Annotated in this window: 24 protein-coding genes; 7 read left to right on the top strand and 17 right to left on the bottom strand. The window is 69.3% G+C overall.

Annotated features, from left to right (window positions below):
• Positions 1–54 precede the first annotated feature (54 nt).
• The 5 genes from prmA to LG388_RS01045 form a co-directional block, all read right to left on the bottom strand.
• Positions 55–945 carry a 50S ribosomal protein L11 methyltransferase gene (gene prmA / locus LG388_RS01065; protein ID WP_225781001.1) on the bottom strand — a complete coding sequence of 297 codons (891 nt, stop codon included), beginning with the start codon at positions 943–945 and terminating at the stop codon, positions 55–57.
• A gap of 137 nt (positions 946–1,082) precedes the next feature.
• On the bottom strand, positions 1,083–2,432 hold the full coding sequence (accC, locus tag LG388_RS01060) for an acetyl-CoA carboxylase biotin carboxylase subunit (protein WP_225781000.1): 1,350 nt from the start codon (positions 2,430–2,432) through the stop codon (positions 1,083–1,085).
• Positions 2,433–2,506: 74 nt separating this feature from the next.
• Positions 2,507–2,977, bottom strand: a complete 471-nt coding sequence (accB, locus tag LG388_RS01055) for an acetyl-CoA carboxylase biotin carboxyl carrier protein (protein WP_225780999.1) — start codon at positions 2,975–2,977, stop codon at positions 2,507–2,509.
• A gap of 102 nt (positions 2,978–3,079) precedes the next feature.
• Entirely contained in the window at positions 3,080–3,634 is a 555-nt protein-coding gene (locus LG388_RS01050) for a TlpA disulfide reductase family protein (protein WP_225780998.1), read from the bottom strand.
• Between the two features lie 26 nt (positions 3,635–3,660).
• A complete protein-coding gene (locus LG388_RS01045; RefSeq protein ID WP_225780997.1) occupies positions 3,661–4,260 on the bottom strand; it encodes a hypothetical protein in 600 nt (199 codons plus the stop codon).
• 114 nt (positions 4,261–4,374) lie between these two features.
• Here LG388_RS01045 and mpl point away from each other — a divergent pair, with 114 nt between their 5' ends.
• Positions 4,375–5,805 (top strand): UDP-N-acetylmuramate:L-alanyl-gamma-D-glutamyl-meso-diaminopimelate ligase, encoded by a 1,431-nt coding sequence (gene mpl, locus LG388_RS01040; protein ID WP_225780996.1) that lies wholly within the window; start codon positions 4,375–4,377, stop codon positions 5,803–5,805.
• A gap of 58 nt (positions 5,806–5,863) precedes the next feature.
• On the opposite strand, the gene LG388_RS01035 is transcribed toward mpl, so the two are convergent.
• The 5 genes from LG388_RS01035 to rodA all read right to left on the bottom strand — a co-directional run bounded on the left by LG388_RS01035 (position 5,864) and on the right by rodA (position 11,853).
• Positions 5,864–6,985 (bottom strand): 3-deoxy-7-phosphoheptulonate synthase, encoded by a 1,122-nt coding sequence (locus tag LG388_RS01035; protein ID WP_225780995.1) that lies wholly within the window; start codon positions 6,983–6,985, stop codon positions 5,864–5,866.
• A gap of 269 nt (positions 6,986–7,254) precedes the next feature.
• Positions 7,255–8,715: a metalloprotease TldD gene (tldD, locus tag LG388_RS01030; protein ID WP_225780994.1), complete on the bottom strand. Its 1,461-nt coding sequence runs from the start codon at positions 8,713–8,715 to the stop codon at positions 7,255–7,257.
• 81 nt (positions 8,716–8,796) lie between these two features.
• On the bottom strand, positions 8,797–9,132 hold the full coding sequence (locus tag LG388_RS01025) for a YegP family protein (RefSeq protein ID WP_225780993.1): 336 nt from the start codon (positions 9,130–9,132) through the stop codon (positions 8,797–8,799).
• A 134-nt stretch (positions 9,133–9,266) separates the two neighbouring features.
• Positions 9,267–10,592 carry a serine hydrolase gene (locus tag LG388_RS01020; protein WP_225780992.1) on the bottom strand — a complete coding sequence of 442 codons (1,326 nt, stop codon included), beginning with the start codon at positions 10,590–10,592 and terminating at the stop codon, positions 9,267–9,269.
• Positions 10,593–10,698: 106 nt separating this feature from the next.
• Positions 10,699–11,853, bottom strand: coding sequence for a rod shape-determining protein RodA (gene rodA / locus LG388_RS01015; protein WP_225780991.1), 1,155 nt, complete (start codon positions 11,851–11,853; stop codon positions 10,699–10,701).
• Positions 11,854–11,902: 49 nt separating this feature from the next.
• Here rodA and LG388_RS01010 point away from each other — a divergent pair, with 49 nt between their 5' ends.
• The 6 genes from LG388_RS01010 to ruvC are packed head-to-tail and all read left to right on the top strand — an operon-like array spanning position 11,903 to position 17,751.
• A complete protein-coding gene (locus LG388_RS01010; RefSeq protein WP_225780990.1) occupies positions 11,903–12,502 on the top strand; it encodes a YqiA/YcfP family alpha/beta fold hydrolase in 600 nt (199 codons plus the stop codon).
• A 48-nt stretch (positions 12,503–12,550) separates the two neighbouring features.
• The gene (locus LG388_RS01005; protein ID WP_225780989.1) at positions 12,551–14,629 is read left to right on the top strand and encodes a ribonuclease catalytic domain-containing protein; all 2,079 of its coding nucleotides are present in this window, start codon (positions 12,551–12,553) and stop codon (positions 14,627–14,629) included.
• Positions 14,630–14,685: 56 nt separating this feature from the next.
• Positions 14,686–15,576 (top strand): energy transducer TonB, encoded by an 891-nt coding sequence (locus LG388_RS01000; protein WP_225780988.1) that lies wholly within the window; start codon positions 14,686–14,688, stop codon positions 15,574–15,576.
• 17 nt (positions 15,577–15,593) lie between these two features.
• Complete coding sequence (gene aroE / locus LG388_RS00995) at positions 15,594–16,457, top strand: shikimate dehydrogenase (RefSeq protein WP_225780987.1); 864 nt, start codon at positions 15,594–15,596, stop codon at positions 16,455–16,457.
• Positions 16,454–17,185 carry a monofunctional biosynthetic peptidoglycan transglycosylase gene (mtgA, locus tag LG388_RS00990; RefSeq protein WP_225780986.1) on the top strand — a complete coding sequence of 244 codons (732 nt, stop codon included), beginning with the start codon at positions 16,454–16,456 and terminating at the stop codon, positions 17,183–17,185. Before aroE ends, mtgA begins: the two co-directional genes overlap by 4 nt.
• 17 nt (positions 17,186–17,202) lie before the next feature.
• Positions 17,203–17,751, top strand: a complete 549-nt coding sequence (ruvC, locus tag LG388_RS00985) for a crossover junction endodeoxyribonuclease RuvC (protein ID WP_225780985.1) — start codon at positions 17,203–17,205, stop codon at positions 17,749–17,751.
• Between the two features lie 76 nt (positions 17,752–17,827).
• Here the strand turns inward: ruvC and LG388_RS00980 are convergent, their stop codons facing one another.
• The 7 genes from LG388_RS00980 to murC form a co-directional block, all read right to left on the bottom strand.
• The gene (locus LG388_RS00980) at positions 17,828–18,004 is read right to left on the bottom strand and encodes a hypothetical protein (protein ID WP_225780984.1); all 177 of its coding nucleotides are present in this window, start codon (positions 18,002–18,004) and stop codon (positions 17,828–17,830) included.
• Between the two features lie 42 nt (positions 18,005–18,046).
• The gene (gene lpxC, locus LG388_RS00975; protein WP_225780983.1) at positions 18,047–18,970 is read right to left on the bottom strand and encodes a UDP-3-O-acyl-N-acetylglucosamine deacetylase; all 924 of its coding nucleotides are present in this window, start codon (positions 18,968–18,970) and stop codon (positions 18,047–18,049) included.
• A gap of 250 nt (positions 18,971–19,220) precedes the next feature.
• Complete coding sequence (gene ftsZ, locus LG388_RS00970) at positions 19,221–20,414, bottom strand: cell division protein FtsZ (protein ID WP_225780982.1); 1,194 nt, start codon at positions 20,412–20,414, stop codon at positions 19,221–19,223.
• A 182-nt stretch (positions 20,415–20,596) separates the two neighbouring features.
• Positions 20,597–21,826 carry a cell division protein FtsA gene (gene ftsA, locus LG388_RS00965; RefSeq protein ID WP_225780981.1) on the bottom strand — a complete coding sequence of 410 codons (1,230 nt, stop codon included), beginning with the start codon at positions 21,824–21,826 and terminating at the stop codon, positions 20,597–20,599.
• 37 nt (positions 21,827–21,863) lie between these two features.
• Positions 21,864–22,700, bottom strand: a complete 837-nt coding sequence (locus LG388_RS00960) for a cell division protein FtsQ/DivIB (RefSeq protein WP_225780980.1) — start codon at positions 22,698–22,700, stop codon at positions 21,864–21,866.
• Positions 22,701–22,704: 4 nt separating this feature from the next.
• Positions 22,705–23,709: a D-alanine--D-alanine ligase gene (locus LG388_RS00955; protein ID WP_225780979.1), complete on the bottom strand. Its 1,005-nt coding sequence runs from the start codon at positions 23,707–23,709 to the stop codon at positions 22,705–22,707.
• Complete coding sequence (murC, locus tag LG388_RS00950; RefSeq protein WP_225780978.1) at positions 23,706–25,133, bottom strand: UDP-N-acetylmuramate--L-alanine ligase; 1,428 nt, start codon at positions 25,131–25,133, stop codon at positions 23,706–23,708. Before murC ends, LG388_RS00955 begins: the two co-directional genes overlap by 4 nt.
• Between the last annotated feature and the right edge of the window lie 69 nt (positions 25,134–25,202).

Genomic DNA, 25,202 nt, shown 5'->3' with positions numbered 1-25,202 from the left:
GTCCTGCCTCATTCCTCGGCGGCCCGGCGCGGCCGGCGCAGGCCCTGGCGGCCCTCAAGCCTTCTGCGCGGTCATCAGGATCCAGCCGTCCTCGCAGTCGGCCACGGACAGCCGCACCCAGGGCGCATACGCTTCCTGCAGTTCCTGCGCCTGGCGCTCGAGGATGCCGGCCAGCACCAGCGCGCCGCCCGGGCGCACATGGGCACACAGCAGGGGCGCCAGCACCTTGAGCGGCGTGGCCAGGATGTTGGCCAGCACGGTGTCGTAGGGGCCCTGGGCTCCTTCGGGCAAGGCGGCACGCAACCGGACGTGGTTGGCTTCGGCATTGAACTGCGTGGACTGCACCGCGGCGGGGTCGATGTCCACTGCATCGATGTCGGTGGCGCCGAACTTGGCGGCCCCGATGGCCAGGATGCCCGAGCCGCAGCCGTAGTCCAGCACGCGCGCGCCCAGTTGCCCGGCGCTGCGCGTGGCGATCCAGCGCAGGCACATGCGCGTGGTCGGGTGCGTGCCAGTGCCGAAGGCCAGGCCCGGATCCAGCCGGATCACGGTCCGCGCGGCCTCGGGCGGCTCGTGCCAGCTCGGCACGATCCAGAACTCGGGCGTGATGTCCACCGGCGCAAACTGCGACTGCGTGAGCCGCACCCAGTCCTGCTCGGGCAGCCTGTTCACGCCCAGCAAGGCGCATCCCTCGAAGAAATCCTGCGCGGCCAGCACCTGGCCCGCATGGCGCGCGGCCGCCTCGTCCTGGAACAGCGCCACCAGGCGCGAGCGCTGCCAGCCTTCGCGCGGCGGCGGCATGCCGGGCTCGCCGAACAGCGCCTGCTCGGCGTCGGTGTGGGCGTCGGCGTCCTCCACCGAGACGCTCAGGGCGTCCAGTTCATCGAGCGCTTCACCCATGACCTCGACGCGGTCCTCAGGGACCATCAGACGCAACTCGAACATCGGGCAGCCTTTGAAAGTTCGGGGCCGCAGCGGCCCTGCAAATGGACGCGGGGGCCCAGGCCCCCATCCGAGAAAAAGATGCGCCAGCCCGCGCCCCCCGTCAGTCGCCTGGCGGACGGCCTAGAGCGCGGCGACGCTCAGCGCTTGTGCGCCGCCAGCCACTCTTCCAGGTAGTGGATGTTGGTGCCGCCCGCCATGAACTTGGCGTCCACCATCAGCTCGCGGTGCAACGGAATGTTGGTCTGGATGCCCTCCACCACCGTCTCGTTGAGCGCCGTGCGCATGCGGGCCATGGCCTGTTCGCGCGTGTCGCCGTAGACGATCAGCTTGCCGATCATCGAGTCGTAGTTCGGCGGCACGAAATAGTTCGTGTAGACATGCGAGTCCACGCGCACGCCCGGCCCGCCCGGCGGGTGCCACATGCTGATGCGGCCGGGCGAGGGGGTGAACTTGTACGGGTCCTCGGCATTGATGCGGCATTCGATCGCATGGCCGCGCATCTGGATCTGGCGCTGCGTGAAGGGCAGCTTCTCGCCTGCGGCGACCATGATCTGCGTCTTCACGATGTCGATGCCGGTCACCAGCTCCGTCACCGGATGCTCCACCTGCACGCGGGTGTTCATCTCGATGAAGTAGAACTCGCCGTTCTCGTAGAGGAACTCGAAGGTGCCCGCGCCGCGGTAGCCGATCTTCTTGCACGCGGCGGCGCAGCGCTCGCCGATCTTCTCGATCAGCTTGCGCGGGATGCCCGGCGCCGGCGATTCCTCGATCACCTTCTGGTGGCGCCGCTGCATGGAGCAGTCGCGCTCGCCCAGGTAGACGGCGTTCTTGTGCTTGTCCGCCAGGACCTGGATCTCGATGTGGCGCGGATTCTGGAGGAACTTCTCCATGTACACGGCCGGATTGTTGAAGGCCGCGGCCGCTTCGGCCTTGGTCATCTGGATCGCATTGACCAGCGCCGCCTCGGTGTGCACCACGCGCATGCCGCGTCCACCGCCGCCGCCGGCAGCCTTGATGATCACCGGGTAGCCGATGGCACGCGCGATGCGCTTGTTGGCGGCCGCATCGTCGGAGAGTTCCCCGTCGGAGCCTGGCACGCAGGGCACGCCGGCCTTGATCATGGCCTGCTTGGCCGACACCTTGTCGCCCATGATGCGGATCGATTCGGGCGTGGGGCCGATGAACTGGAAGCCGCTTTGCTCCACGCGCTCGGCGAAGTTGGCGTTCTCGGACAGGAAGCCATAGCCCGGGTGGATCGCCTCGGCGTCCGTCACCTCGGCGGCCGAGATGATGGCCGGCATGTTGAGATAACTCTGCCCCGAGGGCGCCGGCCCGATGCACACGGCCTCTTCGGCCAGTTTCACGTACTTGGCTTCTCGGTCGGCCTCGGAATACACCATCACGGCCTTGACGCCCATTTCCGAACAGGCGCGCTGGATGCGCAGGGCGATTTCGCCGCGATTCGCGACCAGGATCTTCTTAAACATTGCGCCCTCCGGCCGTCCACGCAGGGATAAGGGCGCCGCAGCGGGGCGCCAGGATGTTCCAGCCCATCAACGACTTACTCGATGACGAACAGCGGCTGGCCGTATTCCACCGCCTGGCCGTTCTCGCCCAGGATCTTCGTGACGGTGCCCGACTTGTCGGCCTCGATCTCGTTGAGGATCTTCATGGCCTCGATGATGCACAGCGTGTCGCCTTCCTTGACCTGGCTGCCCACCTCGACGAAGGCCGGAGCGCCCGGGCTGGCGGCGCGGTAGAAGGTGCCCACCATGGGCGATTTCACGACGTGGCCGCTGGGCTCGGCAGTGGGCGCCGGGGTCGCGGCAGCTGCTGCGGCAGGCGCCGCGGCCGTCACGGCGGGAGCCGGGGCTGCTGCGGCGGCCGCCGGAATGGCCTGCACGTACTGCACGGGGGCGGCTTCGCCGCCCTTGACGATGCGCACCTTGCCTTCGGCTTCGGTGATCTCGAGTTCGGAAATATTGGATTCAGACACCAGGTCGATGAGTGTCTTCAGTTTGCGCAGATCCATGATCCTCCAGCGCCGGCATATCGCCGATCAATAAGGCTTAACTCGCCTGAACGTCGGCGTATTGCAGCTTTTTCAGGCCATCTGCCGACAGGGTGGCGGATTCTAGCCGTGAAATTCCGCACGCCCCCAAGCCTCCAGATCGGTGCTTTCGAGCTTGCCCATTTTACGGGCGGCCACGGCGCCGGCCCGGTTGAGCACCAGCGTGAACGGCAGGCCGCCGGCTTCATTGCCCAGCCGCCTGGCAAGATCGGTCCCTTGCAAGCCGGCCATGCCGTTGGCGAAACGCACCGGCGTGCGCGCCAGGAACTTGCGCACCGCACTCGGCTGATCGATGGCCAGCCCCACCACCTGCATGCCCCGCTCGCCTTGCGCGGCATGGAAACGGTCCAGCATGGGCAGCTCTTCCACGCAGGGCGGGCACCAGGTGGCCCAGAAGTTGATCAGCAGCGGCCTGCCTTGCAGGGACGCCAGCGCCAGTTCGCCGCCTTCGGGGCGTTCGAAGCGCTGCGCCCAGAAATCGGCGCCCAGTGCGGTGGCACCCGCCGAGACCGGACCCGCGCCGCGGCGCTGCTGCCACCAGGCCCCGCCGGCCCCCCCGGCAGCGGCCACGGCGGCCACAGCGGCGAACAACCATCGACGTCGAATGTTGGATTCCATGGGTGGGGAAGGCTCGGGCTGAGGCGTCAGGCGTCGTCCATGGACTGCGCCAGCAGCCGGCGCACCGCCGCCAGATCGCCGCGCGGCACGCGGCCCTGCGAATCGGGCCGCAACGCACCGCGCATGTCGTCCAGGTCGTAGATCATCAGATGCACGCCCACTTCCGTGTTCAGCGCGCGACTGGGGGCATGCACGCTCAAGGCTTCCACCGATTCGCCGTGGAAGCCGCTGACCGTGCGCGGTTCATAGTCCACGTGGTGGTCGATGAGGGCGATCTCCGCTGATTTGGAGTCATCGCAGAACAACTGGATGTAAATATCGGACAGGCGCGTGGCCGTGCCGTGCCACACCGCGCCCCCCAGGTGGGGGCGGAAGGCCTCCATGCGTTGCATCCACTCGCAGGCCAGCTCGCGCAGCGCGCGCAATTCGGCGGGCTGCGTGTCAGCACAGAAGAGCTGGATGTAGTCGCGCACCTCGGCCTCGATCTCGTCGTTGCCCGGCAAGGGTGTGCGCGAGGGCAGGCGCAGATCGCGCGCGGCCCGGCGCTTGGCCGCTCCGTATTCGAGCCCTTCCTCCACCACCAGGCGGGCGGCGGCGGCGGCGATCTCACGCTTGCTGCTGTCCATGCGGCGATTGTGCGCCCGCGCGTCCCGTCCTCGGGCGTCATGGCCTTTGCCGGTCCGCGGGCACCCGCCTTTCCCATGCGGAAAAGCGCCGGCCGCGCTCTCTAGAATCCAGCCATGCATATTCACATTCTGGGCATCTGCGGCACTTTCATGGGCGGCGTGGCCGCTCTCGCGCGCGAGGCGGGCCATCAGGTGACCGGATGCGATGCGGGGGTCTATCCCCCCATGAGTGACCAGCTGCGCGCGCTGGGCATCGCGCTCATCGAAGGCTATGGCGCCGACCAGTTGGCGCTCAAGCCCGACGTCTTCGTGGTCGGCAATGTGGTGTCGCGCACGCACCTGGCCGATGGCACGCCCAAGTTCCCGCTGATGGAAGCCATCCTGGATGCCGGCGCCTCCTACACCAGTGGCCCGCAATGGCTGGCCGAGCATGTGCTGCAGGGCCGCCATGTGCTGGCGGTGGCTGGCACGCATGGCAAGACGACCACGACCTCCATGCTGGCATGGATCCTGGACCAGGCGGGCCTGAACCCCGGCTTCCTGGTGGGTGGCGTGCCACTGGACTTCGGCGTGTCCGCCCGGCTGGGCGGCGCCGCGCCGGCTGCCGCTGCGCTGGCCGGGCGGGCGCCTTTCGTCATCGAGGCCGACGAATACGACACGGCTTTCTTCGACAAACGCAGCAAGTTCGTCCATTACCGCCCACGCACGGCGGTGCTGAATAACCTTGAATTCGATCATGCCGACATCTTCGAGGATCTGGCAGCCATCGAGCGTCAATTCCACCACCTCGTGCGCACGGTGCCCCGGCAGGGCCGACTGGTGGTGCAGGGCGGCGAAGCCAGCCTGCAGCGGGTGCTGGCGCGCGGCGCCTGGAGCGAGGTGGCGCTTTTCGGCACCGAAGACAGCACTTGGCAAGCAAAAGGCACCGATGACGCTTTCGACGTGCTGTGCCGGGGCGAACGGGTGGGCCGGGTGGAATGGGGCCTGAGCGGCGCCCACAACCAGGCCAATGCCCTGGCCGCCATTGCCGCCGCCGAGCATGTGGGCGTCCCGCCCGCGCAAGCAGCCGCCGCGCTGAGCCGCTTTCGCAACGTCCGTCGGCGCATGGAGGTGCGCGGCCAGGTCCAGACGGCAGGCCTGCCCATCACGGTGTACGACGATTTCGCGCACCACCCGACGGCCATCCGCACCACGCTCAACGGGCTGCGCCGACAGCTGGACGGCCAGGGCCGATCGGACGAGCGCATCCTGGCCATCTTCGAGCCGCGCAGCAACACCATGAAGCTCGGCACCATGGCCGCGCTCCTGCCGGAAAGCTTGGAAGACGCCGATCTGGCTTTCTGCCACACGGCCGGCCTGGAATGGGACGCCGCCGCGGCCTTGGCGCCACTGGGCGAGCGTGCCCATGCGGCGGGCGACCTGGACGCGCTGGTCCAGGAGGTGCGCGCGGCGGCCCGGCCCGGCGATCACCTGGTGTGCATGAGCAACGGCGGCTTCGGCGGCATCCACGACAAGCTGCTGGCCGCCCTGCGCGCGCCCCGCTGACCCGCCCCTGGCCGCGACGCGACGCGCGCGGCAGGCACCCGCCGGTCCTTGCGAACGGTCAACCGCGGCGCTGCTTCACGGCCTGCGACAGCAGGTCCAGCACGCGCACCGAGTCGTCCCAGCCCAGGCAGGCATCGGTGATGCTCTTGCCGTACTCCAGCGCGCTCACGTCGTCCTTGCCGGGCGTGAACTTCTGGGCGCCGGGCTGCAGGTGGCTTTCCACCATCACGCCGAAGACCCGGCGCGAGCCGCCCGCGATCTGGTTCGCGATGTCCTGCGCCACGTCGATCTGTTTCTGGTGCTGCTTGCTGCTGTTGGCGTGGCTGCAGTCCACCATCAGCGTGGCCGGCAGCTTGGAGGCTTCCAGTTCCCTGCAGGCGGCCTCGACGCTGGCCGCGTCGTAGTTGGGCGTCTTGCCGCCGCGCAGGATCACGTGGCAGTCCTTGTTGCCCTGGGTGTGCACGATGGCAACCTGTCCGTTCTTGTGCACCGACAGGAAGTGGTGGCCGCGTGCCGCCGCCTGGATGGCGTCCGTCGCGATGCGGATGTTGCCGTCGGTGCCGTTCTTGAAGCCGATGGGCGCCGAGATGCCCGAGGCCAGTTCGCGGTGCACCTGGCTTTCGGTGGTGCGCGCGCCGATCGCCCCCCAGGCGATCAGGTCGCCGATGTATTGGGGCGAGATCACGTCCAGGAATTCGCTGCCGGCGGGCAGGCCCAGGCGGTTGATGTCGATCAGCAGCTGGCGCGCGATGCGCAGGCCTTCGTCGATGCGGTAGCTCTCGTCGAGGTAGGGGTCGTTGATCAGGCCCTTCCAGCCCACCGTGGTGCGCGGCTTCTCGAAGTACACGCGCATCACGATTTCCAGCGAATCGGCGTATTTCTCGCGCGCGGCCTTCAGGCGCTTGGCGTAGTCGAGCGCCGCCGCCGGGTCATGGATGGAGCACGGCCCGATGACCACCAGCAGCCGGTCGTCCTTGCCCGCCATGATCTGCTGGATGTTGCGGCGCGTGTCCGAGATCAGGGCTTCGATGGCCGTCCCACGGATCGGGAAGAAGCGGATGAGGTGTTCGGGCGGAGGCAGCACGGTGATGTCCTGGATGCGTCTGTCGTCGGTCTGGCTGGTTTTCTCGACGGACGGATACCAGGACTCGCTGGCGGTGCTGCTGCTCTGGGGGCTCATGGTGCTTCCTTAGAAAGTGAGAGGTGAAAGGCAGGGCAGAAAAAAACCGCCGGGGCTTTCGCACCGGCGGTTTTCGAGGGGTTCGGCTTGTCTGCTGTTTACGCGCGCGCCACTCGTCCGCCGGATTCCGGGAACCAAAAGTAGGCAAAGTAAAAGGCGCGAACTGCGGACATGGGAGGCGACTCTAGCACAGGCTTTCGAATGGCGTTGTTGTTTTGGCGACTGTCGTCGTGCGCGCACGCAGAGGCCAGGAAGGGGCCGGCCGGCGCTCAGGCCGTGCCACCGACGGTCAGGCCGTCGATGCGCAGCGTGGGCTGGCCCACGCCCACAGGCACGCTCTGGCCTTCCTTGCCGCAGGTGCCCACGCCCGAGTCGAGCGCCATGTCGTTGCCGATCAGGGTCACGCGCGTGAGCGCATCGGGGCCGTTGCCCACGATGGTGGCGCCCTTCACCGGGTACTGGATCCTGCCGTTCTCGACCCAGTAGGCCTCGCTGGCCGAGAACACGAACTTGCCGCTCGTGATGTCGACCTGGCCGCCACCGAAGTTGGTGGCGTACAGGCCCTTCTTGATGCTGGCGACGATTTCCTGCGGGTCCTTGTCACCGCCCAGCATGTAGGTGTTGGTCATTCGCGGCATGGGCACGTGGGCGTAGCTCTCGCGCCGGCCGTTGCCCGTGGGCTTGACCTTCATGAGGCGCGCGTTCATCGAATCCTGGATGTAGCCCTTCAGGATGCCGTCCTCGATCAGCACGTTGCGCTGGCTGGCGTTGCCCTCGTCGTCCACGTTGAGCGAGCCGCGGCGGTCGGCCAGGGTGCCGTCGTCCAGCACCGTCACGCCCTTGGCCGCCACGCGCTGGCCGATGCGGCCGCTGAAGGCGGAGGAGCCCTTGCGGTTGAAGTCGCCTTCCAGGCCATGGCCGATGGCCTCGTGCAGCAGGATGCCGGGCCAGCCCGGGCCGAGCACCACGGTCATTTCACCGGCCGGCGCGGGGCGCGAATCGAGGTTGGTCAGGGCCGAGCTCACGGCCTGCTCCACGTACTCGGCGATCTGTTCATCGCTGAAGTAGGCCAGGCCGAAGCGGCCACCGCCGCCTCCGGAACCGATCTCGCGGCGGCCGTTCTGCTCGGCGATCACCGTGACCGACAGACGCACCAGCGGGCGCACGTCGGCCGCCAGCGTGCCGTCGGCGCGCGCCACCAGCACCACGTCGTACTCGCTGGCCAGGCCGGCCATCACCTGCGACACGCGCGGATCGCGCGCACGCGCCAGCTGCTCCACCTTCTCGAGCAGCTTCACCTTGGCCGTGCTGTCCAGCGTGGCGATGGGGTCGACGCCGCCGTACAGCGACCGGCTGCCCGCGACCTTGCGCGCGGCCACCTTCTTGCGCGCACTGCGGCCCGCTGCGGCGATGGTGCGCACCGTGCGCGCGGCGTCGAGCAGCGAGGCTTCGGAAATGTCATCGGAATAGGCGAAGGCCGTCTTTTCGCCGCTCACGGCGCGCACGCCCACGCCCTGGTCGATGCTGAAGCTGCCGGTCTTGACGATGCCCTCTTCCAGGCTCCAGCCTTCGCTGCGCGTGTACTGGAAGTAGAGATCCGCATCGTCGATGCGGTGCGCCTGGATCTCGGCCAGCGCGCGGCTCACATGCGATTCATCGAGCCCGAAGGGCGTCAGAAGCAGTTGCTGCGCCGTGGCCAGGCGCTCCAGGGTGGGTTCGCGGGAGATCATGCGGACCATTCTAGAAAGGCGCCACCCTTTGCGCAGCGCCACGGCGCCGATGCCCATCGGCCCAAGAGGCCGCGGGAAGCGTCAGGCGGTCTGGTCGTCGATCACGGCGCCGGGCGCGTTCGTCTTGACCGATTCGATGCCCGTGTCGCGCGAAGCCGTGCTGGCATACATCTGGCTCTGGCCGATCACCTGCCCATTGGCGGCCTTCAGGGTGAAGTACGGCGACCCGTCCTTGGCGGACAGCCGCTCGTAGCGCCCGTCGTCCGGGGCGTTCTTGCGGACCGATTCGATGCCTGCGGTGGCGCTGGCCTTGGCCTCGTAAACCTCACTGCTGAGGATGACCTGCCCGTTGCCCGCCAGCAGATTGAACTGGAACTTGCCGTGGGTCGTCTTCTTGAGCGCGAATTTGCCTGCCATGATCTCTCTGGGTGGAGTGGGTGAATCGAAGAAGGTGCGCCACCATACCCCCCGTGGGGCGCCTGCGGCGTCCGGCCTGCGCCATCGGGCGCACCGAGTGTGCGGTAGTGCCGCCCTCGAGCGCCCGACGGCGCTCAGCGCACCGCGTCGGCGATCGCCTGGAAGGCCCGCATGTGCAGCGGATGCGCCGGCCCGTTGGCCGCGACGGGCGAGGAACCCAGTCGCACGATGACGACTTCGGCGGCGGGATTGATGTGCACGTACTGGCCGTGGATGCCCGACGCCTCGTAAGCGCCGTCGGCGTTGTGCGTGATCCACCACTGGTTGCGGTACGAATAGCCGGGCCGCGCCGCCTGGTTGCCGGCCTTGAATTTCTCACGGTCGCCGCCGGCGCGGAGGGATTCCACGGCCGCCTTCGCCAGCAGTTCCTGCCGGCTGAACAGCCCGCCCACGCGCCCGTCGTTGCGCAGCACTTCGCCGAAGCGCGCCAGGTCGCGCGCCGTGGCGCTGAAGCCCGAGCCCATCGATTCGAAACCCAGGCGGTCGATGTTGATGGACGCGTCGTTCTCGGCGCCCATGCGCGACCACACGCGTTCACTGAGGTTCTGCGAGAAGGGCTTGCCCGTCACGCGGTGCACCAGCCAGCCCACCACCTCGGAATGCACGGTCTTGTAGGCAAAGCCGGCGCCGTGCTCGCCTTCCTTCTTGAGCGTCTTGAGGAAGCTCAGCGTGTCGCGCGGCCCGGCCCAGGTCGGCGGCATGGGCACCAGGCCCGAAGCGATCGCGTACTGGATCACCTCGGAGGTCGGGTCCGCATAGTCCTCGCGGAAGCGCACACCGGCCGTCATGTCCAGCGTCTGCTGCACGGTGGCGTCTTCCCAGGCGGTGCCGGCCAGTTCGGGCAGGTACTGCGAAATGCGCGCATTCGGGTCCAGCCGGCCCTCGGCGATCAGCTGCGCCGCCAGCACGCCCGTGAGCGACTTGGTGACCGAGAACACGCTGTGCAGCGTGTCCGGCGTCATGCCGGCCCAGTAGCGCTCCAGCACCACGCGGCCCCTGTGCAGCACGACGAGGGCGTCGGTGTAGGTGCGCTCGGCATAGGCGTCGATGTCCAGGCGGGCACCCGCGCCATCGTCGAAGGCGAAGCCGGTCCAGTCGCGTTCGCTGCGCGGCAGCTCGCTGGCGGCGCCCGTGCCACGCCAGACATTGCGGCTGGGCACCAGCTCGCGCATGTGCTGCAGCGTCCAGCGGAGGTTGGGGAACTGCCCCGCGTTCTGGAAGGTGATCTGCTTGTCGGCCGGCGGCGGCGATCCCACCATCAGCCCGAGCTTGACCGGATCACTGTCCGCGGCCGAGAGCGGGGGTTTGGCCGGGGCCTGTGCCCCAGCCGGGCCGGCCGCCAGCAGCAGGCCAGCGCAGGCCAAGGCCCACGAAGCCGGGGAAAGGGGGCGGATCGCCATGGAATGTCTCCTTCTCGTTATGACCGTTCCATGTTCGCACGGCCGGCGTGCAGGCCGCGGCGCGGCTGTCTCGCCCGTTCGCGCTGCGCGGGCGGCGGCAGCGCGCCTACTTTTCCGCCAGCTTGCGCGCCCGCGCGATGGACATCAGCACGCCCAGCGCCAGCCCCAGCGTGACCATGGCCGTGCCGCCGTAGCTGATGAAGGGCAGCGGCACGCCCACCACGGGCAGGATGCCGCTGACCATGCCCATGTTCACGAAGGCGTAGGTGAAGAAGATCATGGCCACCGCGCCCGCCATCAGGCGCGAGAACAGCGTGGGCGCGTCCATCGCGATGAACAGGCCGCGGAAGATCAGGAAGATGAAGCCGGCGATCAGGAACAGGTTGCCGAACAGGCCGAATTCCTCGGAGTAGGCGGCGAAGATGAAGTCGGTGGTGCGCTCGGGGATGAATTCGAGGTGCGTCTGCGTGCCCTGCATGAAGCCCTTGCCCGACAGGCCGCCCGAGCCGATCGCGATCATGCCCTGGATGATGTGGAAGCCCTTGCCCAGCGGGTCCTTGGTCGGGTCGAGCAAGGTGCACACGCGCTGGCGCTGGTATTCATGCAGCACGCGCCAGTCCACGCCGTCGGCGCACAGCGCGGGCTCGAAACTCACGATCAGCACGATGGCGATGGCCCCGATCAGCACCGGCGGGATCACCAGCTTCCATGACAGGCCGGCGAAGAAGATCACCGACAGCCCCGCCGCCAGCACCAGCAGCGAGGTGCCCAGGTCAGGCTGCTTCATGATCAGCCCCACCGGCAGCGCCAGCAGCAAGGTGGCGGCCACGAAGTCCAGCGTGCGCAACTGGCCCTCGCGGTGCTGGAACCACCAGGCCAGCATCAGCGGCATGGCGATCTTCATCAGTTCGCTGGGCTGGATGACGATGCCCAGGTTGATCCAGCGCGTGGCGCCCTTGCGCGTGATGCCGAACAGCTCCACCAGGATCAGCAGCACCACCCCCAGCACGTAGAGCGGCACCGCCAGGTTCATGAGCCGCTGCGGCGGCACCTGGGCCACCACGAACAGGATGCCGCCGGCCAGCAGCATGTTGCGCGCATGGTGCCCGAAGCGCTCGCCGTTGTCGAAGCCGGCCGAGTACATCGCGAACAGGCCGGTGGCCGCCAGCAGAGCGATGGCGGCCAGCAGCAGGCCGTCGAAGCCCTGGAAGATGGGCGCCACGCGGCGCGCCAGGGAAGGTTGCTGGAAGACGGCGGACATGGGCCCGCGATTATCGGGGCTGCGGGCGTCAACCCACTACAGTGCTGGCATGTCGACCACGCACCTGCTCTACCTGCACGGCTTCCGCTCGTCCCCGCAATCGATGAAGGCGCGCCTGGTCGCGCAGCGCGTGGCCGAGCGCCACCCGCAGCTCAGCTGGTGGTGCCCGCAGCTGCCGCCCTCCCCGCGCGAGGCCATGTCGCTCGTGGCGCAGGGCATCGCCGGCTGGCCACGCGACACGATGGCCGTGATCGGCTCCTCGCTCGGCGGCTTCTATGCCACGCACGTCGCCGTGCAGACCGGCTGCCGTGCCGTGCTGCTGAACCCCGCCGTGGACCCGGCGCGCGATCTGGCGCGCCACATCGGCGAGCAGCAGTCCTGGCACGACCCCGCGGAGCGCTTTTTCTTCCAGCCGGGCTACATCGACGAGCTGCGCGCGCTCGCGGTCGGCCCGCTGCCCGACCCGGCGCGGGTGCTGGCCGTGATCGCCGAAGGCGACGAGGTGCTGGATGGGCGCGAAATGCAGGCGCGCTACCCCGGCAGCCCGATGCGCGTGGTGCCGCGCGGCGCGCCGGGCAGCGACCATGCGCTGTCGAATTTCGCGGCCGCGCACCTGGACGCCGTGATGGGCTTTCTGGACCCGCGCTGACCGGCCGGCCCCGCCGGCCGCGCCAAAGGGGCATGTGACAATTGCCGGATGTATGTTCTCTTCGATGAAGCCGGGAAGTTCCTGGGCGGCCGCGTGCTGTCCGACGCCGAAAGTTCGGCCCAGGTGGAGCTTGACAGCGGCAAGCGCGTCAAGGTCAAGGCTGCCAACATCCTGCTGCGCTTCGAGAAGCCGGCGCCGGCCGAGCTGATCGCCGAGGCCCGCGGCCTGGCCGCCGGCATGGACCTGCAACTCGCCTGGGAATTCGCGCCCGACGAGGAATTCGGCTTCGCGGAGCTGGCCGCCGACTATTTCAGCGACAAGCCCACGCTGGCCCAGCAGGCCGCGGCACTGTTCGCGCTGTTCGAGGCGCCGCACTACTTCCGCCGTGCCGGCAAGGGCCGCTTCAAGAAGGCCCCGGCCGAGATCGTGCAGCAGGCGCTGGCGGCCATCGAGAAGAAGAAGGCGGTCCAGGCCCAGATCGACGAATGGGCCGCGGCGCTCGCGCAGGGCCAGTGCCCGCCCGCCATCCGCGAGCAGCTCTACAAGATCCTGTTCAAGCCCGACAAGAACGCGCCCGAGTACAAGGCCGTGGTCGAAGCCTCGCGCAAGGCGCAGCGCGCGCCGCTGGAGCTGCTGGAGCGCGCCGGCGCCATCGACTCGCCCTACGAGTTCCACTGGAAGCGCTTCCTCTTCGAGAACTTTCCCAAGGGCACCGGCTTCGGCACGCTGGAGGCGCCCCCCATCGCCGACGAGCTGCCGCTGGCCGAGGGCGTCAACGCTTTCTCCATCGACGATTCGCAGACCACCGAGATCGACGACGCGCTGTCGGTGCAGGGCATCGGCAGCGGCACGGTCACGGTGGGCATCCACATCGCGGCGCCGGGCCTGGCCATTTCGCCCGCCAGCGCGCTGGACCAGGTCGCGCGCGCGCGCATGTCCACGGTCTACATGCCGGGCCACAAGATCACCATGCTGCCCGACGCGGTGGTGCAGACCTACACGCTGCTGGACGGCGGCGTGCGGCCCGCCCTGTCGCTGTACGTGCGCTTCCATGAAGACACGCTGGACGTGGTGGGCACCGAGACGCGCATCGAGCGCGTCAACATCGCGCTGAACTTGCGCCACGACCAGCTCGACGAGGTGATCGACGCCGCCTGGCTGACGCAGCCCGACGGCAGCCCCGCGCCCGCCGAGGTCGAGGCGCTGCGCGTGCCGCTGTCCTTCCTGTTCCGCCTGGCCAAGCACCTCAAGGCCGGGCGCGAAGCCATGCGCGGCAAGCCCGAGACCTTCAGCCGCCCCGACTACAACTTCCGGCTGCTGGGCGTGGCGGGCGACGAGCCCACGGGCGCCGAGCAAGTGCAGATCAGCACGCGCCGCCGCGGCGCACCGCTGGACCTGATCGTGGCCGAGGCCATGATCCTGGCCAACAGCACCTGGGGCGGCTGGCTGGCCGAACTCGGCGTGCCCGCCCTGTACCGCAGCCAGGCCAGCCTGGCGCCCGGCATCAAGGTGCGCATGGGCACCAAGTCGCTGCCGCACGCCGGCCTGGGCGTGAAGAGCTACGCCTGGAGCACCTCGCCGCTGCGCCGCTACACCGACCTGGTGAACCAGTGGCAGATCATCGCTGCCGCGCGCCACGGCCGCACGGCGGCGCTGGCCGCGCCCTTCAAGCCCAAGGATTCGGAGCTGTTCTCCATCCTCTCGGGCTTCGACGCGGCCTACAGCAGCTACAACGCCTACCAGGGCAGCATGGAACGCTTCTGGACGCTCAAGTACCTGCAGCAGCAGAACATCCAGGAGCTGGACGCCGCGCTGATCAAGGACGGCGGCGGCGGCGAGACCCTGGTGCGCGCGGACGCACTGCCGCTGGTGCTGCCCGTGCTGGGCGCGCAGGGCCTGCCGCGCGGCAGCCGCGTGCGCGTGCGCCTGGGCGACATCGACCTGATCGCGCTGGCCGTCACCGGCACGGTGGTCGAGCACCTGGACCCGAATTCCGCGCCGCAGACCCTGGACGACACCGAGGCGGACGACGACATGGCCGCCGCCGGCCCGCTGGCCATTGCCGTGGACCTGTCGGAAGGCGACGCCGAGGCGGGCGCGCCTGCGGCGGCCGGCGCCGCGCCCTGAGCGTTGAAGATACAAGGCCTGTCCACCCGCCTCCTCATCCGCCCTGCCCGCCCGCCATGAAGCTGCGCCAACTCAGTACGCTGCAGATCGCCCTGGGACTGTCGGTGCTGGCCCACGCGGCCTTGCTGACCCTCCGCTTCGCGGCGCCGGAAACCTTCAACCGCGTGTTCGAAGAGTCGCCGCTGGAAATCATCCTCGTCAACGCCAAGGGCCGCGGCGAGGTGCCCGAGAAGGCGCAGGCCGTGGCGCAGACCTCGCTGGCCGGCGGTGGCGACCTGGACAAGGGCCGCGCCACCAGCCCGCTGCCGCCCTCGGCCTTCACCACCGTGGGCGATTCGGCCGAAGAGGCGCAGCGCCGCATCGACGCCCTGCAGGAGCAGCAGATGATGCTGCTGGCCCAGGTGCGCGACCAGCTCGCGTCGATGCCGCGGCCCGATCCGCGACTGGCCGGCCAGCCCAGCGAGCAGGTCGCGCAGGAAGAAAAGCGCCGCCAGCTGCTGGAACTGCTGGCCGCCATCGAGCGCCGAGTGAACGAGGAGAACGCGCGCCCCAAGCGCCGCTACGTGAGCCCTGCCACCCGCGAGGCCACCTACGCCGTGTATGTGGACACGCTGCGCCGACGCATCGAGGCGCGCGGCACCGAGCGTTTCCCGGAAGTCGCAGGCAAGAAGCTCTACGGCGAGCTGACCATGATCGTGCACGTGAACCACGACGGCCGGCTGCTGGGCACCGAGATCGTCGAAGGCTCGGGCAACCGCGAGCTGGACCGGCGCGCCCAGGCCATCGTGGCCAGCATCGGCAACTTCGGCCGTTTCACCGACGCCATGCGGCGGCAGACCGACCAGTTGCTGATGCCCTCGCGCTTCAAGTTCACGCGTGATGGGGCGCTGGAGACCGAGGTCAGCAACGCCTCGCTGCAGTCCGCCCCGGCCTCGCCCGCCAACTGACCCCTCCTGCGTTTCCCATGGACCGTTACTGCGTCATCGGCCACCCCGTCGAGCACAGCCGCTCGCCCTGGATCCACGCGCGCTTTGCCGCGCTGACGGGCCAGGCCCTGGACTACGGCCGCCGCCTGGCCCCGCTGGACGGCTTTGCCGCCAGCGTGCAGGCCTGGCGCGACGAGGTGCGCGAAGCCGGCGACCGGGCCGGCGGCTGCAACATCACCGTGCCCTTCAAGTTCGACGCCGCGGCGCTGGCCACCGACCGCACGCCGCGCGCCGAACTCGCACGGGCCGTCAACACGCTGCGCTTCGAGGCCGACGGCCGCATCCTGGGCGACAACACCGACGGCGCGGGCCTGGTGAACGACATCCAGGGCAATGCAGGCCGCCCGCTCGCCGGCGCTGACCTGCTGCTCATCGGGGCGGGCGGCGCCTCGGCCGGCGTGCTGGGGCCGCTGCTGGCGGCCGGCGTGCGCCGGCTGGTGCTGTGCAACCGCACCGAGGACAAGGCCCGTGCGCTGGTGGACCGCCATGCGGCGCTGGCCGGCGCCCACGGCGTGGCGTTGCAGGCCTGCGGCCTGGATGCCGTGGCCGGCGATTACGACGTCGTGGTCAACGCCACCGCCTCCAGCCTGGCCGGGGGCGGCGTGCCCGTGCCCGCGCGCGTGCTGCGCCCCGGCGCGCTGGCCGTGGACATGATGTACGGCCCCGCGGCCGCCGGCTTCCTGGCCTGGGCCGAGGCGCATGGCGCGCAGGCCCGCGACGGCCTGGGCATGCTGGTCGAGCAGGCGGCCGAAGCCTTCGCGCTGTGGCGCGGCGTGCGCCCGCCCGCGGCCCGGGTGCTGCAGGAGCTGCGTGACCTGCTGAACGCCCCGCGCCGACCATGAGAGCTGCGCTGCGCTGGATCGGCTGCCTGCTGCTGGCCGGCTTCGCGCTGCAGCTCTTCTTCGTGCTGCGCATCGCGGCCATGGCGCTCATCGATCCGCAATCCACCGCCTTCCAGCGCTCGGAGATGTGGCAGATCGCGCGGCGCGACGGCGCCGAGGCAGGCTGGCGCCAGCAATGGGTGCCCTACGACCAGATCAGCGACCTGCTCAAGCGCGCCGTGATCGCCAGCGAGGACGCCGGCTTCGGCGAGCACGGCGGCGTGGAGTGGGACGCCATCGAGAAGGCCCGCGAGCGCAACGCCAAGGCCGAAGCCCGCGCCGCGCGCGCCGAGGCGCTGGGGCGCACCGCCGCCGAACCCAAGCTGCGCGGCGGCTCCACCATCACGCAGCAGCTGGCCAAGAACCTGCTGCTGTCGGGCGAACGCACGCTGCTGCGCAAGGGCCAGGAACTGATGCTCACGCTGGTGCTGGAGGCCCTGCTCGACAAGCGCCGCATCCTCGAGATCTACCTCAACAACGTGGAATGGGGCGAAGGCGTGTTCGGCGCCGAAGCCGCGGCGCAGCACTACTTCCGCAAGAGCGCGAGCCGGCTCAGCGCGCAGGAAGCCGCGCGGCTGGCCGTGATGCTGCCCAGCCCCAAGTTCTACGAGAAGCGCCCGCGCTCGCCGTACCTCAACGGCCGCACCGCCACCATCGCCGCGCGCATGGGCGCGGTGTCGCTGCCCTGAGCCGAGCCGACCCGCCCATGCGCATCCTCGGCATCGACCCCGGCCTGCAGGTCACCGGCTTCGGCGTGGTGGACAGCGAAGGCGCCGGCCTGCACTACGTGGCCAGCGGCACCATCAGCACGCGGCACATGGGCACCGACGAACTGCCGGCGCGGCTCAAGGTGCTGTTCGACGGCATCGGCGAGCTGATCCAGCGCTACCAGCCCGACAGCGCGGCCGTGGAGATCGTGTTCGTCAACGTCAACCCGCAGTCCACCCTGCGCCTGGGCCAGGCGCGCGGCGCCTGCCTGACGGCGCTGGTGGCGCGCGACCTGACCGTGGCCGAATACACGGCCACGCAGATGAAGCAGGCCGTGGCCGGCCACGGCAGCGCCGCGAAGGCGCAGGTGCAGGCCATGGTGCAGCGCCTGCTGAATCTGCCCGGCCCGCCCGGCACCGACGCGGCCGATGCGCTGGGCCTGGCCATCACGCACGCCCAGGTCGGCCGCACGCTGGCGCGGCTGGAACAGGCCACGCCGCTGGCGCCGCGCGTGACGGGCATGTACCGGGGTGGGCGCTCGCGCTAGTGCGCACGCGAGCAAGCGACAACGGGCGCCGCAGCGCCCGGGTTCATGCGGAAGATGGCCTTTGCGCCACCCGGCGTCAGGCCACGCGTTCCGCGATCAGCACCGCGAAGAAGCCCAGGGCCGCGAGCAGCGTCCACTTGAGCACGATCCAGCCGATGCGCCGGTAGTGGGGCCGGCCCGTGGCGGCGTAGAACATGAAGCACACGCCCGCCACCAGGAGCAGCAGCAGGATGGCCCAGCGGAACAGCAGCATGGCGCGTGGGAATGCAGGAAGGAACGGCGACGCGGCTGCGCCCTACCAGGCGCGCGCGATCTCGTTGAAGCCGCGCGGCGCGGCGCGTTCGCTCTCGAAGGTCACGAGTTCGCAGGCGCCGGGCTGGGCGAGCAGTTCGCGCAGCAGCTTGTTGTTGAGCGCATGGCCCGAGCGGAAAGCGCTGTAGGCCGCCAGCAGCGGATGGCCGACGATGTACAGGTCGCCCATCGCGTCGAGGATCTTGTGCTTCACGAACTCGTCGTCGTAGCGCAGCCCGCCCGCATTGAGCACCTTGGTGTCGTCCATGACGATGGCGTTGTCCAGCCCACCGCCCAGCGCCAGGCCCTTGCTGCGCATGTACTCGACCTCTTTGGTGAAGCCGAAGGTGCGCGCCCGCGCGATGTCGCGGTTGTACTGGCCGCTGCCCAGATCGAACTCGAAGCGCTGGCCCGTGGCGCTGACCACGCGGTGGTCAAAGTCGATCTCGAAGCTCAGCTTGTAGCCGTGGTATGGCTCCAGCCGCGCCCACTTGAGCTGGTCGCCCTCGCCTTCGCGCACTTCCACCGGCCGCAGCACCTTCAAAAAGCGCCGCGGCGCCTTCTGGAATTCGATGCCCGCGCTCTGCAGCAGGAAGACGAAGGAAGAGGCGGAGCCGTCGAGGATGGGCACCTCGTCGGCCGTGATGTCGATGTAGAGGTTGTCGATGCCCAGCCCGGCGCAGGCCGACATGATGTGTTCGACCGTCTGCACCTTGGCGCCGCCGTTGGACACCGTGGAGGCCAGGCGCGTGTCCGTGACCGCCTCGGCGCGCATCGGGATGTCCACCGGCTCCGGCAGGTCCACGCGCCGGAACACGATGCCCGTGTCCGCCGGCGCGGGCCGCAGCGTCAGTTCCACGCGCTGCCCGCTGTGCAGCCCCACGCCCACGGCGCGGGAGATGGACTTGAGGGTGCGTTGCTGCAGCATGCCCATGATTTTAGGCGGCGGCCCCGCGCGCAACCGCACGGCCCTGCCTATGTCCGCAATAGTCACCGGCGCTTGCACGCCGGTCTTGCCAAACCGATCGCGCCGTGAACAAGGTCAGCGGCAACGGCGGTGATTGATGCCTCAGGCGGCGTAGCGAGCGGCCCGAGGTTGCGTCGAGGACCACAGCCGTACTCCCGTACGGCGAGGACCGCAGGCGCAAGATCGGGCCGCGCAGTAGCCGGATGAGGTATCAATCGGCTTGGCGGCGAAGGAAAGCGGGGATCTCGAAATCGTCCATCCCCCCTGACGACAGCGCATCCACCTTGGCCGCGGCCATGGTGCGGTTCGTGCGCCACACGCTGGGCACGGCCATGCTGTCGTAGCTGGGCTGGGCCCCACCGCCCAGCGTCGGCACCTGGAAGCCGATGTTGTCGGTGCCGGTGCGGATGACCTGCAGCTCGGGCGCCGCGCGGTTCGCGTTCTGGTGCGACAGGCCCGTGGCCACGACGGTCACGCGCATCTCGTCGCCCAGCGATTCGTCGTACGCGGCGCCGTAGATCACGTGCGCGTCGGGCGAGGCATAGGCGCGGATGGTGTTCATCGCGAGCTTGGACTCCGACAGCTTGAGCGACTCCTTCGAGGCCGTGACCAGCACCAGTACGCCCTTGGCGCCCGACAGGTCGATGCCCTCGAGCAGCGGGCAGGCGACAGCCTGTTCCGAGGCGATGCGCGCGCGGTCCGGACCGCTGGCCGAGGCCGTGCCCATCATCGCCTTGCCGGGCTCGCCCATGACGGTGCGCACGTCTTCGAAGTCGACGTTCACATGGCCGTACTCGTTGATGATCTCGGCGATGCCGCCCACGGCGTTCTTGAGCACGTCGTTGGCATGCGCAAAGGCCTGCTCCTGCGTCACGTCGTCGCCCAGCACGTCCAGCAGCTTCTCGTTCAGGATCACGATCAGCGAGTCGACGTTCGCCTCCAGCTCGGCCAGGCCGGCTTCGGCATTGTTCATGCGCTTGCCGCCTTCCCAGTCGAAGGGCTTGGTGACCACGCCCACGGTCAGGATGCCCATTTCCTTGGCCACCCGTGCGATCACGGGCGCGGCGCCCGTGCCCGTGCCGCCGCCCATGCCGGCCGTGATGAACAGCATGTGCGCGCCTTCGATGGACGCACGGATGTCTTCCACGGCCACCTCGGCGGCCTCGCGGCCGACCTGCGGCTTGCTGCCCGCGCCGCGGCCGGTGTTGCCCAGCTGGATGGACTTGTGGGCGTTGTTGCGGGCCAGGGCCTGGGCGTCGGTGTTGGCGCAGATGAACTCCACGCCCTGCACGCTGCGGGCGATCATGTGGGCCACGGCATTGCCGCCGCCGCCGCCGACGCCGATCACCTTGATTTGCGTGCCTTGGTTGAACTCTTCGTTCGGTTCGATCATTTCGATGGGCATCGTGAACTCCTTGATTGCTTAGCTTGCAGTTGCCGTATGGAAGGAAGACAGTTTTCTTTGACAGTGAACAACGCGACAGGACTCAGAAGGGTGGACCGGTTCGTCGCCATCGCTCGTTGAAATGGCGGGGCGGACCGGTGTGCCAAGTGGCGGCCAGTGCCTGTTGGACAAGGTGCTCCATCTCAGAAATTCCCGACGATGAAATCCTTGAACCGGCCGAAGGCGGTTTTCACCGTCCCGCTCTTGGCCGCCACCTTGTAGCCGCGCATGCGCGCATAGCGTGCTTCCTCGAGCAAACCCATGACGGTAGCCGCTCGGGGCTGCGCCACCATGTCGGACAAGGCGCTCGAATACTTGGGAATGCCGCGGCGCACGGGCTTGAGGAAGATGTCCTCGCCCAACTCCAGCATACCCGGCATCACCGCACTGCCGCCCGTGAGCACCACGCCCGAGGACAGCACCTCTTCATAGCCCGACTCGCGCACCACCTGCTGCACGAGCTGGAAGATTTCCTCGATGCGCGGCTCGATCACGCCGGCCAGCGCCTGCTTGCTCAGCATGCGCGGACCGCGGTCGCCCAGGCCCGGCACCTCGACCTGCGTGTCGGCGTCGGCCAGCAGCTGCTTGGCATAGCCGTTCTCGACCTTGATGTCCTCGGCGTCCTTGGTGGGCGTGCGCAGCGCCATCGCGATATCGCTGGTGATCAGGTCGCCCGCGATCGGGATCACGGCCGTGTGGCGGATCGCGCCATTGGTGAAGATGGCCACGTCGGTGGTGCCGGCCCCGATGTCCACCAGCACCACGCCCAGCTCGCGCTCGTCCTCGGTCAGCACCGCCTGGCTGGAGGCCAGCGGGTTGAGCATGAGCTGGTCCACCTCCAGGCCGCAGCGGCGCACGCACTTGATGATGTTCTCGGCCGCGCTCTGGGCGCCGGTGACGATGTGCACCTTGGCTTCCAGGCGCATGCCGCTCATGCCGATCGGCTCCTTCACGTCCTGGCCGTCGATCACGAACTCCTGCGGCTCCACCAGCAGCAGGCGCTGGTCGCTGGAGATGTTGATGGCGCGCGCCGTCTCCACCACGCGCGCCACGTCGGCGGTGGTGACCTCCTTGTCCTTCACCGCCACCATGCCGCTCGAATTGATGCCGCGGATGTGGCTGCCCGTGATGCCGGTGTAGACGCGGCTGATCTTGCAGTCCGCCATGAATTCGGCTTCCTTCAGGGCCTGCTGGATGCTCTGCACGGTGGCGTCGATGTTGACCACCACGCCGCGCTTGAGCCCGTTGGATGGCGCCACACCCAGGCCCGCGAGCTTGAGCTCGCCGCCGGGCAGCACTTCGGCCACCACGGCCATCACCTTGGCAGTGCCGATGTCGAGTCCGACAACCAGATCTTTGTAGTCTTTGGCCATCTTGTGTCCTGGGTTGAGCCTTCTTCTCTCTCGTGTTTCAGGGCCGGCGCGCCGCGGCAGGCTGCGCTCGGGCGGCAGCCGGCGCCCGCGCCGCCTGCGGGGTGTCGGGGGCGACGGTGGTCACGCCGCGCAGGCGCAGCGCATAGGCGTCGTTGTGGCGCAGGTCGGCGCTCTCCACGGCGTCCACGCCCCGGTTGTACTGGGCGGCGACCTGCCGCACGCTGGTCAGGAAGCGGCGCGCACGGGCCGCCACTTCGTCGCTGTTGCCACGGCCCAGCTCGATCACGGCCCCGCTGTCCAGCGTGGCCTGCCAGCTGCCGCGCTGCGACAGCACGAGCTGGTCCAGGCCCAGTTCGCTGGCCGCGAAGAGCGGCTGCAGTTCGCGGAACATGCCCAGCACATGGCCGCTCTGGTCGTCGGGGCCGATGAGGCGCGGCAGTTCGTCGCTCGCCTCGGCCGTGTTGGCCTCGAAGACCTCGCCGAAGGTGTTGACCATGGCGGACTGGTCCTCGGTGCCCCAGAAGGCCACGGGCACGTGTTCGGTCAGCGTGGCGCGCAGCCGGTTGGGGAATTCGCGCCGCACCACCGCCTTGCGCACCCACGGCACCGATTCGAAGGCCTTGCGCGCGTTCTGCAGGTCGACGGTGAAGAAATTGCCGGCCAGCTGCGGCGCGACATTGGCGCGCAGCGTGGCGGCGTTGTTGTGGGCCACGTCGCCATCCACCTTGATGGCCGCCAGCGGGAAGAAGGGCTGGCGCAGCACCCACCAGCCGGCCGCGGCCAGCAGCATGAGACCGCACAGCGCGAGCAGCAGCGTCGCCGTGAGGTTCATGAGCCGGACGTCCAGCGGCGGGGTGAGTGCATCGGTGGCCATGGGATCAGCCGCGCTCCTTCACGAACGCGTCGGGCGCCGCGCTGTCCAGCGCGGCCGAGGCCAGCACGCGCACGCACAGGTCCTCGTAGGCGATGCCTACGGCGCGCGCCGACATCGGCACCAGCGAATGGCCGGTCATGCCGGGCGAGGTGTTCATCTCCAGCAGGAAGGGCTTGCGGTCGCTGGCGCGGATCATCAGGTCGGCCCGGCCCCAGCCGCGGCAGCCCAGGCTGCGGTAGGCGGCCAGCGTGAGGCGGCGGATCTCCTGCTCCAGCGCGTCGGGCAGGCCGGCCGGGCAGTGGTACTTCACGTCGTCGGTGAAGTACTTGTTCTGGTAGTCGTAGCCGGCCTCGGGCGCGGCGATGCGGATCACCGGCAGCACCTGCGCGTCGGCACCCTGGCCCAGCACCGCGCAGGTCACTTCCTCGCCTTCGATGAATTCCTCGCACAGCACGTCGGCGTCGTAGCGCGCGGCCAGTTGCACGGCCTCCTGCATGTCCGAGTAGCCCTGCACCTTGGTCACGCCGATGGACGAGCCCTCGCGCGGCGGCTTCACGATCAGCGGCAGGCCCAGCTCGTCGGGCACGGCGCGCACGCGCTCGCGCGACTGCTGGTCGGCGCCCAGGCGCACGTAGCGCGGCGTGGACAGGCCTTCGGCCAGCCACAGGCGCTTGGTCATCACCTTGTCCATGGCCACGCTCGAGGCCATCACGCCCGAGCCGGTGTACGGAATGCCCAGCAGCTCCAGCGCCCCCTGCACGGTGCCGTCTTCGCCGTGGCGCCCGTGCAGCGCGATGAAGCAGCGCGCGAAACCGTCGCGGCGCAGCTCGACCAGGTCGCGTTCGGCCGGGTCGAAGGCATGCGCGTCCACGCCGCGCGACTGCAGCGCCTGCAGCACGCCGCGTCCAGACAGAAGGGAGATCTCGCGCTCGGCCGAGCGGCCGCCGAAGAGGACGGCCACCTTGCCCAGGCTGCGCGGGTCGATGGAAGAAGGGTTGCTGCTGCTCATGCGGGTTGCTCTCCGCGCGCGGCCGCCAGGCCTGCACGCTCCACGATCTGGGCCGGCACGCCGCCGATGGAGCCGGCGCCCATGCACAGCACCACGTCGCCGTCGCGCGCGTTGTCGATCACGGCCTGCGCCATGGCGCCGATGTCGTCGACGAAGACCGGCTCCACCTTGCCCGCCACGCGCAGCGCGCGCGTGAGCGAGCGGCCGTCGGCCGCCACGATCGGCGCCTCGCCGGCGGCATACACCTCGGCCAGCAGCACCGCATCGGCCTGGCCGATGACCTTGACGAAGTCCTCGAAGCAGTCGCGCGTGCGCGTGTAGCGGTGCGGCTGGAAGGCCAGCACCAGCCGGCGGCCGGGGAAGGCGCCGCGCGCCGCGGCCAGCGTGGCCGCCATTTCCACGGGGTGGTGGCCGTAGTCGTCGATGACCGTGAACTGCCCGCCCGCGGGCGCCGCGGCATCGCCATAGCGCTGGAAGCGCCGGCCCACGCCCTTGAACTCGGCCAGGCCGCGCTGCACCGCCTCGTCGGGAATGCCCAGCTCCACCGCGATGGCGATCACCGACAGCGCGTTGCGCACGTTGTGCTCGCCCGGCAGGTTCAGCACGACGGGCAGGTCGGGCAAGGTCACGCCGTTGCGGCGCTGCACCGTGAAATGCATCTGCGCGCCCACGGCGCGCACGTCGATGGCGCGCACCTGCGCGTCCTCGGAAAAGCCGTAGCTCGTGACCGGGCAGGTCACCTGCGGCACGATCTGGCGCACCGCCGGATCGTCCACGCACAGGATGGCCACGCCGTAGAAGGGCATGCGGTGCAGGAAGTCGACGAAGGTGCGCTGCAGCTTGCCGAAGTCGTGCCCGTAGGTCTCCATGTGGTCGGCGTCGATGTTCGTGACCACCGCCATCACGGGCAGCAGGTTCAGGAAGGACGCGTCCGACTCGTCGGCCTCCACCACGATGTAGTCGCCCTGCCCCAGGCGCGCGTTGGCGCCGGCGCTGTTCAGGCGGCCGCCGATCACGAAGGTCGGGTCCAGCCCCGCGGCCGCGAGCACGCTGGCGGCCAGGCTGGTGGTGGTGGTCTTGCCGTGCGTGCCGGCGATGGCGATGCCCTGCTTCAGGCGCATCAGCTCGGCCAGCATCAGCGCGCGCGGCACGACGGGGATGCGCTTCTCGCGCGCGGCCAGCACCTCGGGGTTGTCGGCCTTCACCGCGGTGGAGGTGACCACGGCATCGGCACCCGCGATGTTCGCGGCCGCATGCCCGACATGGGTGCGGATGCCCAGGCCCGCGAGCCGGCGCAAGGTGGCGCTGTCGGCCAGGTCCGAGCCCGAGATGGCGTAGCCCAGGTTCAGCAGCACCTCGGCGATGCCGCTCATGCCGGAGCCGCCCAAGCCGACGAAATGGATGTGGCGAATGGCGTGTTTCATGCCGCACCTCCCGTGCGAAGCTGCTCGTCGGCTTGTTTCATGCGCTCCACGAAGTGGATGTGGCGGACG

It is taken from the genome of Xenophilus sp. Marseille-Q4582 (assembly GCF_916700565.1).
Taxonomy (GTDB): Bacteria; Pseudomonadota; Gammaproteobacteria; order Burkholderiales; family Burkholderiaceae_C; genus Xenophilus.
The sequence above is the reverse complement of the archived record's forward strand: the minus strand, read 5'-3'. Positions and strand labels throughout refer to the sequence as shown.